Annotated in this window: 15 protein-coding genes; 9 read left to right on the plus strand and 6 right to left on the minus strand. The window is 61.1% G+C overall.

Translation table 11 applies throughout. The features are described from left to right. Positions 1-195: 195 nt before the first annotated feature. From Q7F16_RS17355 to purT, 4 genes are all read left to right on the plus strand, one after another. Positions 196-765 (plus strand): helix-turn-helix transcriptional regulator, encoded by a 570-nt coding sequence (locus Q7F16_RS17355; RefSeq protein ID WP_046064848.1) that lies wholly within the window; start codon positions 196-198, stop codon positions 763-765. Then, entirely contained in the window at positions 762-1,547 is a 786-nt protein-coding gene (locus Q7F16_RS17360; protein WP_046064849.1) for a siderophore-interacting protein, read from the plus strand. The genes Q7F16_RS17355 and Q7F16_RS17360 overlap by 4 nt, the downstream gene beginning before the upstream one ends. A gap of 248 nt (positions 1,548-1,795) precedes the next feature. Next, positions 1,796-2,272 (plus strand): preQ0 transporter, encoded by a 477-nt coding sequence (locus tag Q7F16_RS17365; protein WP_003205220.1) that lies wholly within the window; start codon positions 1,796-1,798, stop codon positions 2,270-2,272. A 77-nt stretch (positions 2,273-2,349) separates the two neighbouring features. Beyond that, the gene (purT, locus tag Q7F16_RS17370; protein WP_409556119.1) at positions 2,350-3,531 is read left to right on the plus strand and encodes a formate-dependent phosphoribosylglycinamide formyltransferase; all 1,182 of its coding nucleotides are present in this window, start codon (positions 2,350-2,352) and stop codon (positions 3,529-3,531) included. A 237-nt stretch (positions 3,532-3,768) separates the two neighbouring features. On the opposite strand, the gene Q7F16_RS17375 is transcribed toward purT, so the two are convergent. Beyond that, positions 3,769-6,183, minus strand: a complete 2,415-nt coding sequence (locus Q7F16_RS17375; RefSeq protein WP_046064850.1) for a glucose/quinate/shikimate family membrane-bound PQQ-dependent dehydrogenase — start codon at positions 6,181-6,183, stop codon at positions 3,769-3,771. A 498-nt stretch (positions 6,184-6,681) separates the two neighbouring features. On the opposite strand from Q7F16_RS17375, the gene Q7F16_RS17380 reads away from it, so the two are divergent. Both Q7F16_RS17380 and Q7F16_RS17385 read left to right on the plus strand, forming a co-directional pair. Next, positions 6,682-6,912, plus strand: coding sequence for a VF530 family DNA-binding protein (locus Q7F16_RS17380; RefSeq protein ID WP_003205228.1), 231 nt, complete (start codon positions 6,682-6,684; stop codon positions 6,910-6,912). A gap of 3 nt (positions 6,913-6,915) precedes the next feature. Further along, on the plus strand, positions 6,916-7,563 hold the full coding sequence (locus Q7F16_RS17385; RefSeq protein ID WP_095963281.1) for a Pr6Pr family membrane protein: 648 nt from the start codon (positions 6,916-6,918) through the stop codon (positions 7,561-7,563). A gap of 119 nt (positions 7,564-7,682) precedes the next feature. On the opposite strand, the gene Q7F16_RS17390 is transcribed toward Q7F16_RS17385, so the two are convergent. The 3 genes from Q7F16_RS17390 to Q7F16_RS17400 are packed head-to-tail and all read right to left on the minus strand — an operon-like array spanning position 7,683 to position 9,029. Next, on the minus strand, positions 7,683-7,892 hold the full coding sequence (locus tag Q7F16_RS17390) for a DUF1289 domain-containing protein (protein ID WP_003205232.1): 210 nt from the start codon (positions 7,890-7,892) through the stop codon (positions 7,683-7,685). Next, a complete protein-coding gene (locus tag Q7F16_RS17395) occupies positions 7,889-8,413 on the minus strand; it encodes a gamma carbonic anhydrase family protein (RefSeq protein ID WP_046064853.1) in 525 nt (174 codons plus the stop codon). Before Q7F16_RS17395 ends, Q7F16_RS17390 begins: the two co-directional genes overlap by 4 nt. 16 nt (positions 8,414-8,429) lie before the next feature. Further along, positions 8,430-9,029, minus strand: a complete 600-nt coding sequence (locus Q7F16_RS17400) for a CoA pyrophosphatase (RefSeq protein WP_409556120.1) — start codon at positions 9,027-9,029, stop codon at positions 8,430-8,432. A gap of 145 nt (positions 9,030-9,174) precedes the next feature. Between Q7F16_RS17400 and Q7F16_RS17405 the strand changes: the two genes are divergently transcribed. The 3 genes from Q7F16_RS17405 (at position 9,175) to Q7F16_RS17415 (ending at position 11,620) form a co-directional block, all read left to right on the plus strand. Further along, complete coding sequence (locus tag Q7F16_RS17405; protein ID WP_079302046.1) at positions 9,175-9,726, plus strand: NUDIX hydrolase; 552 nt, start codon at positions 9,175-9,177, stop codon at positions 9,724-9,726. Positions 9,727-9,772: 46 nt separating this feature from the next. Further along, positions 9,773-10,279 (plus strand): L,D-transpeptidase family protein, encoded by a 507-nt coding sequence (locus tag Q7F16_RS17410; protein WP_079302045.1) that lies wholly within the window; start codon positions 9,773-9,775, stop codon positions 10,277-10,279. A gap of 267 nt (positions 10,280-10,546) precedes the next feature. Then, positions 10,547-11,620, plus strand: a complete 1,074-nt coding sequence (locus tag Q7F16_RS17415; RefSeq protein WP_046064856.1) for a scabin-related ADP-ribosyltransferase — start codon at positions 10,547-10,549, stop codon at positions 11,618-11,620. Positions 11,621-11,737: 117 nt separating this feature from the next. On the opposite strand, the gene Q7F16_RS17420 is transcribed toward Q7F16_RS17415, so the two are convergent. Next, positions 11,738-12,094, minus strand: coding sequence for a DUF6124 family protein (locus Q7F16_RS17420; protein WP_082098037.1), 357 nt, complete (start codon positions 12,092-12,094; stop codon positions 11,738-11,740). Between the two features lie 1,320 nt (positions 12,095-13,414). After that, on the minus strand, positions 13,415-13,726 hold the full coding sequence (locus Q7F16_RS17425; protein ID WP_018603356.1) for a Nif3-like dinuclear metal center hexameric protein: 312 nt from the start codon (positions 13,724-13,726) through the stop codon (positions 13,415-13,417). Positions 13,727-13,729 lie beyond the last annotated feature (3 nt).

Genomic DNA, 13,729 nt, shown 5'->3' on the forward strand with positions numbered 1-13,729 from the left:
GTCAAAGTCAAGAAAAACCGCTGCAAAATCTCATCATCCGCCGCCATGCCACATTCAGGTAAGGTCTTGTTCCACACAAGTAACGGGTGACAGAGTTAGATATATCTTAGTTCCAAGATACATCTAATCCAAAAGATATATCGCATGGCAAAAGTTATATCTCAGCCCGATCCTATGCAGAACGGAGAACCGCATATGGCAGGCCCTTATTCCCATCCCAAACGCGAACACGACGGCTTCGAACGACAGCCGGCAAGCCGTGAACGTAATAGCCGAGGCCCACGGGTCTTTGCCGCCGGTGACCTGAAGTTGCTGTCACTGGCGCTGATTGCCGAACAGCCTTGCCACGGTTACGACCTGATCCGCCGGATCGAGCACATGTTCGACGGCGCCTACAGCCCCAGCCCCGGCGTGATCTACCCGACCCTGTCCTTCCTGGAAATGAGTGCACTGGTCACCTGCGGCGTCGAAGACGGAAAAAAAAGCTACAGCGTGACCGATGCCGGACGTCTATCACTTGAGGACCAGGCCCAAGCGCTGGATGAGGTGCGCGCGCGCATTGAAATCAGCAAGCGCACGTTGCGCGGCCATGATCGGCCCCCGGAAATCCATGAAGCGGTGTATAACCTGCGGCATGCGCTGCAAAAGCACCCTGGCCACTGGAGCCCGGAAGAAATCCGGCGGGTGCGCGACCTGCTCAACGACACCGCCCAAGCCATCATCGACGGCCCCGACCGTCCAACTGTCTCGGAGTCAAACCAATGACCGAAGTCGATCCAAATACCATTCACCGCGTCACCCACGAGATCAAACGTCGTCGCCTGCAAGTGTTGCGGGTAGAGGACCTGACCCCTCGCATGCGCCGCATCACCGTCGGCGGGCCGGAACTGGCCGGGTTCGTCAGCCTGGGCACGGACGATCACGTGAAGCTGCTGTTCCCGCAGAACGCCGAGGAACAGGCCGCCCTGGAAAACTTCAACCCCAGCGCCGGCAAGGCCCAGGGGCCGATGCCCGAGATGCGCGACTACACCCCGCGCCGCTACGACCTGGACACCCTGGAGCTGGACATCGATTTCGTGCTCCACGGCGACGGCCCTGCCGCGACCTGGGCGGCCCAGGCGGCGCCTGGGCAATACCTCAATATCGGTGGCCCACGGGGCTCGATGATCGTGCCGGACATCTTCGACAGCTACCTGCTGATCGGCGATGAAACCGCTCTGCCCGCCATCGCCCGCCGCCTCGAAGGCCTGGCGCCCAACCGGCGAGCCCTGGTGGTGGTGGAAGTGGAAAACGGCGCCGAACAGCAGATTCTCCAGAGCCCGGCGCAGGTACACGTGATCTGGGTGCTGCGCGAAGGCCGCCAGGACAACCTGCTGCGCACCGTGCAACAGCTGGAAATACCCGGCGGCAAGCTGTACGCCTGGGTCGCGACCGAAAGCAAGGTGTCGCGGCAGATTCGTAAGGTGTTGCTGGAGGAGAAAGGGTTGGATCAGGATTTTGTGAAGGCGGTGGGGTATTGGAAGCTGGATGGCAGTGAGGAAGATTGAGGGACTGACGGCGGCTGAAGTACCCTTCACCCACTGACTGAGCACAGCCTTTGTGGCGAGGGAGCTTGCTCCCGCTGGGCTGCGCAGCAGCCCCCCAAAAAACAGTCACCTCGATCTATCTGATCCACCGAGTTGTCAGGTTTTGGGTCTGCTTCGCAGCCCAGCGGGAGCAAGCTCCCTCGCCACAAGGGGCTTCGTTGCCCTTGAGGGTTTCACCGACATTCCATCCCCACCAGGTACCCCGCCCCATGCTTTTCCTGCTCGCCTACATCAGCAGCGTCGTGCTGATCAACTTCGCGTTTTCCGCCGCGCCGCACCTGGACATCATCTGGTCGGCCTGGGGCGGGCTGGTGTTTATCCTGCGGGACATGGTGCAGACCCGTTTCGGCCACGGCGCCATCGCGGCGATGCTGGTGGCGCTGGTGTTGTCCTATGTCACTTCGGACCCGACCATCGCCCTGGCGAGCGCCACGGCGTTCGCCGTGTCCGAGTGCATAGACTGGCTGGTGTTCACCATCACCAAGCGCCCGCTCCATGACCGGTTGTGGATCAGTTCGGCCCTGAGCATTCCCCTGGACACGTTCATCTTCTTCGGCTTGATCGACGCCCTGACGCCTGCCGTGGTGATCACCGCCCTGCTCTCGAAATTCGCCGGGGTCACCGCCGTCTGGCTGATCATGGCCTGGCGTTTACGTAAACAGGCCATCGCCGGGCGGTTCATGTAAAATGCCGCGCTTTCTCCCATGGGAAGCTCGCCCGGCGCGCAACCCGCGATGATCCGCTCCTGTTTGAGGACCTTCAGATGACCCGTATCGGAACCCCATTGTCGCCCACCGCGACCCGCGTTTTGTTGTGTGGCAGCGGTGAGCTGGGCAAGGAAGTGGTAATCGAACTGCAGCGCCTGGGCGTCGAGGTGATTGCCGTGGACCGCTACGCCAACGCGCCGGCCATGCAAGTGGCCCACCGCAGCCATGTGATCAACATGCTCGACGGTGCTGCCCTGCGTGCGGTGATCGAGGCCGAGAAGCCGCATTTCATCGTGCCGGAAATCGAAGCCATCGCCACCGCCACCCTGGTGGAACTGGAAGCCGAAGGCTTCACCGTGATCCCCACCGCCCGTGCCGCGCAACTGACCATGAACCGTGAAGGTATTCGTCGCCTGGCCGCCGAAGAACTGGGCCTGCCGACCTCGCCGTACTTCTTCGCCGACACCGTGGAAGACTACCGCAAGGCCGTGGAAACCCTGGGTTTCCCGTGCGTGGTCAAGCCGGTGATGAGTTCCTCGGGCAAGGGCCAGAGCCTGCTGCGCGGTACCGATGACGTGCAAAAAGCCTGGGACTACGCCCAGGAAGGCGGCCGTGCTGGCAAGGGCCGGGTGATCATCGAAGGTTTCATCGATTTCGACTACGAAATCACCCTGCTCACCGTGCGTCACGTCGGCGGCACCACCTTCTGCGCGCCGGTCGGCCACCGTCAGGAAAAGGGCGACTATCAGGAATCCTGGCAGCCACAAGCCATGAGCCCGGTGGCCCTGGCCGAATCCGAGCGCGTCGCCAAGGCAGTGACCGAGGCGCTGGGTGGTCGCGGCCTGTTTGGCGTCGAGCTGTTCATCAAGGGTGACCAGGTGTGGTTCAGCGAAGTCTCGCCGCGCCCACACGACACCGGCCTGGTGACGCTGATCTCCCAGGACCTGTCGCAGTTCGCCCTGCATGCCCGCGCCATTCTCGGCCTGCCGATCCCGCTGATCCGTCAGTTCGGCCCTTCGGCCTCGGCGGTGATCCTGGTGGAAGGCCAATCGACCCAGACCGCTTTCGCCAACCTGGGCACGGCCCTGAGCGAAACGGACACCGCCCTGCGCCTGTTCGGCAAACCGGAGGTCAATGGCCAGCGCCGCCTGGGCGTGGCCCTGGCCCGCGATGAGTCCATCGAAGCCGCCCGCGCCAAGGCGACCCGCGCTTCGCAGGCCGTCAAGATCGAGTTGTAAAAGCCCAAGGCTGAACACAGTCCCCTGTGGCGAGGGAGCTTGCTCCCGCTGGATGCGTCAGCATCCCCTGCGGTGTGATGGCTGGCAAAGCAGGGGGCCGCTTCGCAGCCCAGCGGGAGCAAGCTCCCTCGCCACAAAAGCTCAAAAGCTCAAAGGCCTGCGTTCACAGAGACTCAGCGCTACAAAAAAAGGCGACACCCGCAAGGGTGTCGCCTTTTTCATGAGCGCAGCTTGGGCTTAATCCGGCAGTTTGTAGGCGATCACATAGTCGCCCTGCTTGGTGCCCAGGGAACCGTGGCCACCGGCAACAACCAGCACGTATTGCTTGCCGTCCTTGCCGGTGTAGGTCATCGGCGTGGTCTGGGCGCCGGCGGGCAGGCGACCTTCCCACAGTTGCTTGCCGTTCTTCACGTCATAGGCACGCAAGTACTGGTCGAGGGTGCCGCTCAGGAACGCCAGGCCGCTGGCGGTGGTGAAGGGGCCACCCAGGCTCGGGACGCCCATGCTCAGCGGGATCGGTACCGGCGAGCTGTCGCGTACAGTGCCGTTCTTGTGCTTCCACAGGGTCTTGTTGGTGGTCAGGTCCACGGCCGCGACATAACCCCACGCAGGCGCCTGGCAAGGCAGGCCCATTGGCGAGAGCAGCGCTTCGAGGATCACACCATAGGGCGCGCCTTTGTTCGGCTGCACGCCTTCGGTTTCGCTCTTGCGCCCCGGGCCACCCGCCACTTCGGCGGCCGGCACCAGCTTCGACTTGAACGCCATGTAGCTCGGGTTGACGAAGGCGATCTGGCGCACCGGGTCCACCGATATGCCACCCCAGTCGAACACGCCGAAGTTGCCTGGGTAGACGATCGAGCCTTGCAGCGACGGCGGCGTGAACATGCCGTCATAACGCAGCGACTTGAAGTCGATCCGGCAGAGCATCTGGTCGAACGGGGTCACGCCCCACATGTCGCTTTCCTTGAGGACCGGCGGAACGAAGTTCAGGTCGGACATCGGCTGGGTCGGCGAGGTGTGGTCGCCTTCCACCGCGCCTTGCGGCACCGGGATTTCCTTGATCGGCACGATCGGCTGGCCATTGCTGCGGTCCAGCACGTAGATGCTGCCCTGCTTGGTCGACGCCAATACAGCGGGTTTCACGCCATCGGCGGTCTTCAGGTCCATCAGGGTCGGTTGACCGCCGACGTCCATGTCCCACAGGTCGTGATGGGTGAACTGGAAGTACCAGCGCACCTTGCCGGTAGCGATGTCCAGGGCGGTCAGGCCAGCGGCGTATTTTTCCGATTCCGGGGTACGGAAACCACCGAACTGGTCGGGGGTCTGGTTGCCCATCGGCAGGTAGAGCATGCCGAGTTTTTCATCGACGCTGAACATGGACCACATGTTCGGGGAGTTGCGGGTGTAGGTCTTGCCCTCGGCAATCGGCGTGGTGTCGTCCGGGTTGCCGCTGTCCCAGTTCCACACCAGTTGGCCGGTGTGCACGTCGTAGGCACGGATGACGCCGCTTGGCTCGTCGGTGGAGACGTTATCGGTGACGTGGCCGCCGATCACCACCAGGTTCTGGGTGACCGCCGGTGGCGACGTGGAGTAGTAACCGCCGGCGGTGAAACCGCCGATGTTGGCGGTCAGGTCGACCTGGCCCTTGTCGCCAAAGTCTTCGCACATCTTGCCGGTGTCGGCGTTGAGGGCGATCAGGCGGGTGTCGGCGGTCGGCAGGAAGATCCGTCGCGGGCATACGCTGCTCGCTGGGGTGGTGCTGGCAGTGCCGGTCGGGCTCTGCTCGGCAGAGGCGTACGCGGCGTCATCGTGATAGGTCACGCCACGGCAGGTCATGTGGGCCCAACCTTTGAAGTTTTCCGCTTTTTGCGTGGAAAGCTTCGGATCGAAACGCCAGATTTCCTTGCCGGTTTCAGGCTCCAGGGCAATCACCTGGCTGTGAGGCGTGCACACGTAGAGCATGCCGTTGGCCTTCAGCGGGGTATTTTCGGCCGTGGTTTCACCCGGGTCGTTCGGCCCTGGCAGGTCGCCGGTGCGATAGGTCCAGGCCGGCACCAGTTTGCTGACGTTCTCGGGGGTGATCTGTGCCAGCGGCGAATAGCGGTCGCCATGGGCACTGCGTCCGTAGGAGTTCCAATCGCCGTCCGGCATGGCCGGTGCGGTGTTGGTCATGCCCGGCACGCTGTCGCGGTCCAGTTGGCCCTTGATCTCACCCGGGTTGGTGAACTGGCTGGCGAGCGCGGCAACACCGGCGATGACCACGGCGGCGCCCAATGCACGGGTTCCCGTGGCCGAGGCATCGGCGGTCAACAGCGGGCGACGGAACCACGGCAGCAACATGACGATGCCCAAGGCAAACAGCATCGCCAGGCGCGGCACCAATTGCCACCAATCCAGGCCCACTTCCCACAACGCCCACACGGTGCTGGCGAACAGCACCAGCGCGTACAGGCCCAGGGCCGCGCGACGGGCCATGATCAGCAATACGCCGGTCAGCGCCAGGCCGATACCGGCCAGCAGGTAGTACAACGAGCCGCCAAGCGTGCTCAGCTTGACTCCCCCGGCCAGCAAAGCCAGGCCCATCAATAGAAGCAGAATGCCGAGCAGACTCGGTAGCAGACGGCTTCGACTCAAAGCACCCTCAGTGCTCATAGTGTGTTTCTCCGTGACGTTTTAAGGAGTCCCGCGCAAGTAGTCACTGTAGATGACGATCTTGCGGGGGCATGGTTCAGTTGAAAAAAGGCAAATTCGGTTGCCGCGATCGCTTGTGGGAGCGAGCTTGCTCGCGATGGCGGCGTGTCAGTTGGCTTCGATGTTGAATGTGCAATGGCTATCGCGAGCAAGCTCGCTCCCACAGGAAGTCAACGAGACAGCGCTGTCTTTCAGGGTCAGGACATTGGGCATTCATCAGATCGTTTAATGGGAATAAGCTGGACGCAGAGGCTTCGGCACAACAGAAGAAGCGTTTCAGCAGGCGGCGCAAGGATAATGTCCTGCTCTCAATAGAGAAAGAGCTTTTGCTGACATGAATCATCTCGGATTCGGTAACAGTGCGCCTGGCGCTGGCGGCCATGATGAAGGCTATGCTTCCACCAAAGGGGCACCTCGGCTAAGGTGCGCGGCTTTACACCTTTAGCGCGAAGGCCTCCCATGACCGAACCCAACAACAACCCGCTGCACGGCGTGACGCTGGAGCAGATCCTCAACGCCCTCGTGCAGCACTACGAATGGTCGGGCCTGGCAGAACGCATCGATATCCGTTGCTTCAAGAGCGACCCAAGCATCAAGTCGAGCCTGACCTTCCTGCGCAAGACGCCCTGGGCGCGGGAAAAAGTCGAGCGCCTGTACATCAAGTTGATGCGCACTAAACGGCCGGTCTGAGTCATGGGGATCGATAAGGGTCGTCAGCGCTTCGTATCGGTGACGGCACTGCTGGGCTGGGTGGGATTGAGCATCCAGCTGTATCTGATCCTGCTGGGTCGCTGGAAACTGGACGCGAGCCTGCTGGGCGGGCTGGTGAGTTTCTTCAGTTTCTTCACGGTACTGACCAACCTGTTGGTGGCGGTCGTCCTGACCTGGGAATTGACCCACCGCCAATCTCCGGCCCGACGCTGGTTCCTGCTACCTAGCGTGCGCAGCGGCGTCGCCGTGAGCATCGCCCTGGTCGGCCTGGCCTACAACCTGCTGCTGCGCCACCTCTGGCAGCCCGAAGGCTGGCAGTTCGTGGCCGACGAGTTGCTGCACGACGTGGTGCCCTTGCTGTACATCGCCTATTGGTGGCTCTACGTGCCCAAAGGCGGCTTGCGCCTGGGCCACATCGGACTTTGGGTGATCTACCCCTTGGTGTATTTCGCCTATGTCCTGCTGCGCGGGGAATTATTGGCGGCCTACCCCTACCCTTTCATCGACGTAGCGAGCCTGGGTTATCCACAGGTGTTCATCAATGCCGGGGGGATATTGCTGGGGTTTATCGCGATTGCGTTGGGGGTGGTGGGGTTGGATCGGTGGTTGGGCATCAAGGAAAAACCGTGACCCCCTGTGGGAGCGAGCTTGCTCGCGATGGCGGCGGCACATTCAACAATGCCTCAAGCTGACCCACCGCTATCGCGAGCAAGCTCGCTCCCACAGGGGGTTGTGTTCACAAGTGGACATCAGCGCCTTGCCGGCAACATCCACACCAACCCACTGGCCTTGGCCCGTTCATGACACAGCGCCAACACACTGCGCCGCTCATCGTTGTCCATCCGGCTCCAACGGGTGATCTCCGCCACGGTGCGCTGGCAACCGGTGCAGATGTCGTCATCGTCCAGTGCACAGATGTTCACGCAGGGCGAAGGCACCGGGCGTTCAGGGGCGCTCATTGTTCCTGCTCGATCAGGTCGCGGGCGTAGCGCTGGGAATTGTGCACGTAGTGCGCCGCGCTGGCCTCGAGCATTTTCTTCTGGGCCTCGGTCAGTTCACGCACCACCTTGCCGGGCGAGCCCATCACCAGCGAGCCGTCGGGAATCTCCTTGCCTTCACCGATCAGCGAGTTGGCGCCGATGATGCAGTTCTTGCCGATCTTTGCGCCGTTGAGAATCACCGCGTTGATGCCGATGAGGCTGTAGTCGCCCACCGTACAACCATGGAGCATGGCATTGTGGCCGATGGTCACGCCGGTGCCGATGGTCAGCGGATAGCCCATGTCGGTGTGCATCACCGTGCCGTCCTGCACGTTACTGTTCTTGCCGATCAGGATCAGTTCGTTGTCACCGCGCAGCACGGCGTTGAACCAGACATTGGCGCCCTCTTCGAGACGGACCTTGCCCACCAGCGTGGCGTTGGGCGCGACCCAGCTCTGTGGGTGGGTTTCGACACGGGCATCGCCCAGGCGGTATTTCATGAGGATCCTCGGGGCATCAGGTATTGATGTAGCTTTTGGGTGGCGTGTGCAGGTCGATGTCAGCGTCGTACAGCAGGTTGACCAATTCGACGATCATGATCGCCGTCAGGCCCCAGATCTTGTATTCGCCAAACCGATAGCTGGGCACGTACCAACTGCGGCCCTGGTAATCGATACGGTGCGTGTGTTCGCGCGGATCCTTGCGGAAAAACTCCAGCGGCACGCTGAACACCGCCGCGATCTCGGCATCGTTGGCCAGGTATTCGACGTAGTCCGGAACCACGCCGACATACGGCGTGACCTTGATACCGTGCAGCGAGATCAACGGGCTGAGAGGGCCGATCACTTCCACCAGGCCAGGCGGCAGGCCGATTTCTTCCTCGGCTTCGCGCAGGGCGGTGAAAATCAGGTCCGGGTCTTCCGGGTCGCGGCGCCCGCCGGGGAACGCCACTTCGCCGCCATGGGTCGACAGCCCGCTGGCGCGCAGGGTCAGTACCAGCTCCGGTTCATCACTGCGGGTAATCGGCACCAGCACCGCGGCTTCAGGGAAACGTCGGTCAGCCTGCAGATCGTGCGGGGTATGGTTGCTTACTCGATGCAGTAGCTCGTCCAGCATGAGACTTCTCGATTTGTTCGCTACCTTGCATCATGCACCAATCGTTCAAGCGGCCCAACCCCCGCACCACGTCGTGTCGCGAAACGACAACTTGCCGCACCGGCCTACGCACGCCAAGATAGGCGCAGCATTCAGGAACCCAAGCATGAAATTCTGCAGCCAGTGCGGTAACCCGGTGACCCAGCGCATCCCCGAAGGCGACTCGCGCCTGCGTTTTGTCTGCGACACCTGCCACACCATCCATTACCAGAACCCCAACATCGTGGCCGGCTGCGTACCGACCTGGGGCAGTAAAGTCCTGTTGTGCCGGCGCGCCATCGAGCCGCGGCGCGGTTACTGGACGCTGCCGGCGGGCTTCATGGAGAACGGCGAAACGGTCGAACAGGCCGCCGTGCGCGAAACCGCCGAAGAAGCCTGCGCCCGGGTGCGAAATTTGAACATCTATACGCTGATTGACGTACCGCATATCAGCCAGGTACATGTATTCTTCCGCGCCGAGCTGATGGATGAGGATTTCGCCGCTGGGCCCGAGAGCCTGGAAGTGAAATTGTTCGAAGAAGCGGACATTCCCTGGGACGAACTGGCTTTTCGTACGGTGGGCCGCACCCTGGAATATTTCTATGCCGACCGCCGCGCCGAGGATTACCCGGTGCGATCCGAATCGATTCCACCGTTGGCTCAGCCGGCCAACACCTGAAAAACCAATCAATAATAATCGCGACACCTCTAGGGATATCGTTTCAATGCGCTGGTTGCTTGTCCTGTTCTGCTTGTCGTTCACTGCGATGTCCCAGGCCGCTGCGGTGGGAACCTACAACGGCAAGGTCATCGAAAAAGTGCTGGTGCTCAAGTCCGCCCATCAATTGCAATTGATCAACGACGGCAAGCCGCTCAAGACCTATCGCATCTCCCTGGGCAAGGGCGCCAAGAAAGGTCCCAAGCTGATCGAGGGCGACAAGCGCACCCCCGAAGGCTTCTATTGGCTGGATTGGCGCAAGACCAGCGACCGGTTCTATCTGTCGATGCATATCTCCTACCCCAACATCAGCGACGCCGCCCGCGCCCGCCGCGAAGGCGTTGAGCCGGGGGGCATGATCATGATCCACGGCACGCCGGATTCGGAAGAGAACCCTGAGCAGTTGTTCCATACGCTGGACTGGACCGATGGCTGCATCGCCATGCGCAATGTGGACATGCGCGAGGTGTGGAACCTGGTGCCGGATGGGACGATGATCGAGATTCGGCCGTAGCCCCCTTTTCTTGCGGCGAGGAGCCCCTGTGGCGAGGGAGCTTGCTCCCTCGCCACAGAGGGTGGTATCAATCAGCCTTTTGTTACAAGTCCAAGAACCGGAACGCAATCCCCTCCCCCAGCCGTGATCTACCCTCAGAACTGATGCGGTGGTTCGGCTCGCTGTGCCCCGCAGAATCCAAAGTGAGACGTGTCACGTCGAAGCATAGGTAGTCATGACGTATGTGATTCGACAGGGCTTCACCTGTTTCAGATGAGACATCAAATCATGACAACTCATAACAGTTTTATACGGACAACAGCGGTTGCGATGGTCGCGTTCGCGGGTGTGTGGCAGTTGGGCACCGATGCGTGGGGGGCCGATGGAAAAGAGGAGCCGTGGTATACCGCCTGGCTTCAGGTCACGGCGGATCCGAGCGTGGATATCCGCAAAACCACACCCTCGTTGCGCTGGCGTACCGACATGGACACGCTTTATCGGGGAGATACGACGGGTCAGGGCCTCAGTGCCTTCGAGAAGGGGCTGTTGCCCAAAGCCGTGGGCACTCCCGAGGAGCAATGGGGATACGACTGGATCACCCACGCGAGCGGAAGCGCGGGGACGGTGTTCAGCAGCACAACGCGCAGCCTGGTCTGGGCCCAGCACTACGCCATGGAGTGGGTGTACGAGTTCACTGCCCCTCACGGAATCGATCAAGTGCAATCGGGGGGACCTTTCCCCGGCGAGCAGGAAATCAGCTACCCGGGCGGGGTCAAGGGGCACTTCATCAAGAAGGCCTGCGCCAAAGACGATCTTGCCAAATGCACGCCGAACCCGAACTACCGAGAACCCACCGGTCGCGAGTCGATGCAGGACGTCGCCGCAATCTCCATCAACTGGAGTCGACTGACGCCTCCAGTGGGGCTGACATGGGTAACGACTAAGCAATCCCTCTGGGCAGTCGGCTCTGCGACGATCAACCCCGTGCAGGGAGCGGATGCGCTTGCCAATGGTCTACGGGCCTGGAACTCTTTGCCACCAAGTTTGAGGTCAGTGCGCAGGCCGGAGTCTCCCATGGCCGGATCGATCGTTGTAGCATTTCGCGATTATAGCGAAGCCAAGCTCTGGGCAACCCAGGAAGCAGCAAACGGCGGCTGGGTCTATGAAGTCAGGCCCAACAGCGTGGCGGTGGATTTGTCGGTACGTAACGCTGGTTCGCGTGAAGGCGCCTTCGCGTTCATCGGCGGTATCAAGGGAGGTCTGTTGATGAATGCCCGACGGTTCGAGAAAGGTGTGAGTGAACCGGTTGAGTGCATTGGCATCGAAAAAGAAGTTTGCCGGCGCGAGAACATCCACCAATAGTTTTCGCAGGCTAATGCCAATCACTGTGGCAAAGAGCACGCTCCCACAATGGTGTTGTGAACGCCACTAACCACTGTGGGAGCGAGCTTGCTCGCGATGGGGCCGGCACTTATGGCATCAAGTCCGAAGCTCTACCCGGTCCAAGGCCTTGTTTGCCAACAGCGTTCCCAGCTCGATCATCTGCGCCACGCCCAACGCCACATGCCGCCGCGAACCGTCCAAGTCAAACAGGAGGTCGCTAAGCACCGCATTGGCCGAGGCCAGGGTTTCGCTGAGGTTGGCCAGCAAGGTTTCGGTGTCAACGTTGTCCGATACGGTGAACAACTGCACCGAGGGTTGGGGTTCTGGTTCGCTGTCGTCGGGCTTGAGGTAATGGTCCATCGCGCGGTCGGCGGCGTCTTTCAGCTTGTCGGGGGCGTAGTCGCTGTAGGGGAAGGTGGAGGCGGGTTTTGGCATGTCAGAATTATTTTTCAATTGAAGCTCCTTTAAATTAATGGAGCCCAGGACAAAACGTCCGGGCCTGTTGCCCCTTGATTTTTTTCGGACGGTCAAACCCGGTCGCTGAATTGGCAGCGACACCCAGAGGCTAGAGCCCTCGCTTCCGAGGGACAACCTTAAAAACATGTCGGAAACTTCGGTCCGTCTGACAGACCAGCCATCTGATCAGGGATGTTTCGCACAAATTTCAGATAGGCTTTTTTTGGATGGCGTTGGGTACATATCCATTGCTGCGGTAACGGCTACTGGCGGTTCCGCTCTTACAGCGGCTCACTTTTGAGAAGCGCAAAAGTAAGCAAAACGCTTTTGCCCCACCACTTGGCACCTCGCCTAGGCTCGGTGTGCCCTCACTCCGGCATTGCTCCGTGGGCCCGCCGCGAAGGGCCATCCATGGCCCAGCGCGGCTAACCCGGCATCCATGCCGGGTTGCCCACTGCGCAATGCCTGCGTTCGGCCAGCGTGGTTAATGGGGCGCCGAGATCAACGTCCACCGCGAGGCGGCCTGGTAGCCGACCTGGTTCTTGGTGGGACCGCGTTTCTCCTGTGGGAGCGAGCCGGCCAACTGGCCCAACATCCATGTGACTGAACCACTGCCATCGCGAGCAAGCTCGCTCCCACATTGGATCTTCAGCCGACACAATATTCGTGTGCACCCGGAGTTCCTTTGCGGGAGAGAGCTTGCTCGCGATGAGGCCAGCAGCCCAACATCCATGTGACTGAACCACCGCCATCGCGAGCAGGCTCGCTCCCACATTTAATCTCCAGTGAACACAAAATTCATGTCCAACACAGAACCACTGTGGGAGCGGGCTTGCTCGCGAAAGCGGTGGGTCAGCTTGCATCAGTATTGGATGTACCGCCGTCTTCGCGAGCAAGCTTTGCTCCCACAGATCTGACAGGTGTACGACCGGGAGAGCCAGGTCGGCTCTAAGGCCGCCTCGCGGTGGACGTTGATCTCGGGCGCCCCGTTAACCACGATGGCCGAACGCAGGCATTGCGCAGTGGGCAACCCGGCATGGATGCCGGGTTAGCCGCGCTGGGCCATGGATGGCCCTTCGCGGCGGCCCACGGAGCAATGCTGGAGTGAGGGCATGCCGAGCCTAAGCGAGGCACCAAGTGGTGGGGCAAAGCGCTTTTGGTTACTTTTGGCGCTCTCCAAAAGTGACCCGCTGTAAGAGCGGAACCGTCAGCCGCCGTGACCGCAGCAACGGATATACACACAAAACCCACACCCAATAAAAAACCCGCTGATCCACTCAGCGGGTTTTTCATTTAAGCGATTTAAGCGCAGGAAGATCAAAAATCCTCCAACCGCCACACCTCATAAGCCGGCGTCTCATAGGGATGGCTGAGTTTCAAAACCTCCACCACCGCACGAATCAACTCATCAGCCACGACAAGCTCCACCTTCCACTCCTCAACCTGTTCAACCTGCCCCGCCTCGCCAATGAACGGCTGGCTGCCGTCCAAAGGGCGAAACTGGCCCAGGCCCAACACTTGCCAGGCACAGTGCTCATAGTCGCCGATTCGCCCGCCACCGGCGGCGAACACGGCGCTTTTGACCACGTCCAGATGGCTGGCCGGGACGAAGAAGCAGAGCTTGTACACCGC

It is taken from the genome of Pseudomonas sp. Lb2C2 (assembly GCF_052112205.1).
In the GTDB taxonomy this organism is placed as follows: Bacteria; Pseudomonadota; Gammaproteobacteria; order Pseudomonadales; family Pseudomonadaceae; genus Aquipseudomonas; species Aquipseudomonas kilonensis.

What these genes read in the sequence shown, in the direction of transcription:
- Q7F16_RS17385 (WP_095963281.1), top strand. Translation starts at nt 6,916, where the DNA reads ATGGGGATCGATAAGGGTCGTCAGCGCTTCGTATCGGTGACGGCACTG.
- purT (WP_409556119.1), top strand. Translation starts at nt 2,350, where the DNA reads ATGACCCGTATCGGAACCCCATTGTCGCCCACCGCGACCCGCGTTTTG.
- Q7F16_RS17395 (WP_046064853.1), bottom strand. Translation starts at nt 8,413, where the DNA reads ATGAAATACCGCCTGGGCGATGCCCGTGTCGAAACCCACCCACAGAGC.
- Q7F16_RS17360 (WP_046064849.1), top strand. Translation starts at nt 762, where the DNA reads ATGACCGAAGTCGATCCAAATACCATTCACCGCGTCACCCACGAGATC.
- Q7F16_RS17410 (WP_079302045.1), top strand. Translation starts at nt 9,773, where the DNA reads ATGCGCTGGTTGCTTGTCCTGTTCTGCTTGTCGTTCACTGCGATGTCC.
- Q7F16_RS17365 (WP_003205220.1), top strand. Translation starts at nt 1,796, where the DNA reads ATGCTTTTCCTGCTCGCCTACATCAGCAGCGTCGTGCTGATCAACTTC.
- Q7F16_RS17415 (WP_046064856.1), top strand. Translation starts at nt 10,547, where the DNA reads ATGACAACTCATAACAGTTTTATACGGACAACAGCGGTTGCGATGGTC.
- Q7F16_RS17380 (WP_003205228.1), top strand. Translation starts at nt 6,682, where the DNA reads ATGACCGAACCCAACAACAACCCGCTGCACGGCGTGACGCTGGAGCAG.
- Q7F16_RS17375 (WP_046064850.1), bottom strand. Translation starts at nt 6,183, where the DNA reads ATGAGCACTGAGGGTGCTTTGAGTCGAAGCCGTCTGCTACCGAGTCTG.
- Q7F16_RS17390 (WP_003205232.1), bottom strand. Translation starts at nt 7,892, where the DNA reads ATGAGCGCCCCTGAACGCCCGGTGCCTTCGCCCTGCGTGAACATCTGT.
- Q7F16_RS17405 (WP_079302046.1), top strand. Translation starts at nt 9,175, where the DNA reads ATGAAATTCTGCAGCCAGTGCGGTAACCCGGTGACCCAGCGCATCCCC.
- Q7F16_RS17400 (WP_409556120.1), bottom strand. Translation starts at nt 9,029, where the DNA reads ATGCTGGACGAGCTACTGCATCGAGTAAGCAACCATACCCCGCACGAT.
- Q7F16_RS17355 (WP_046064848.1), top strand. Translation starts at nt 196, where the DNA reads ATGGCAGGCCCTTATTCCCATCCCAAACGCGAACACGACGGCTTCGAA.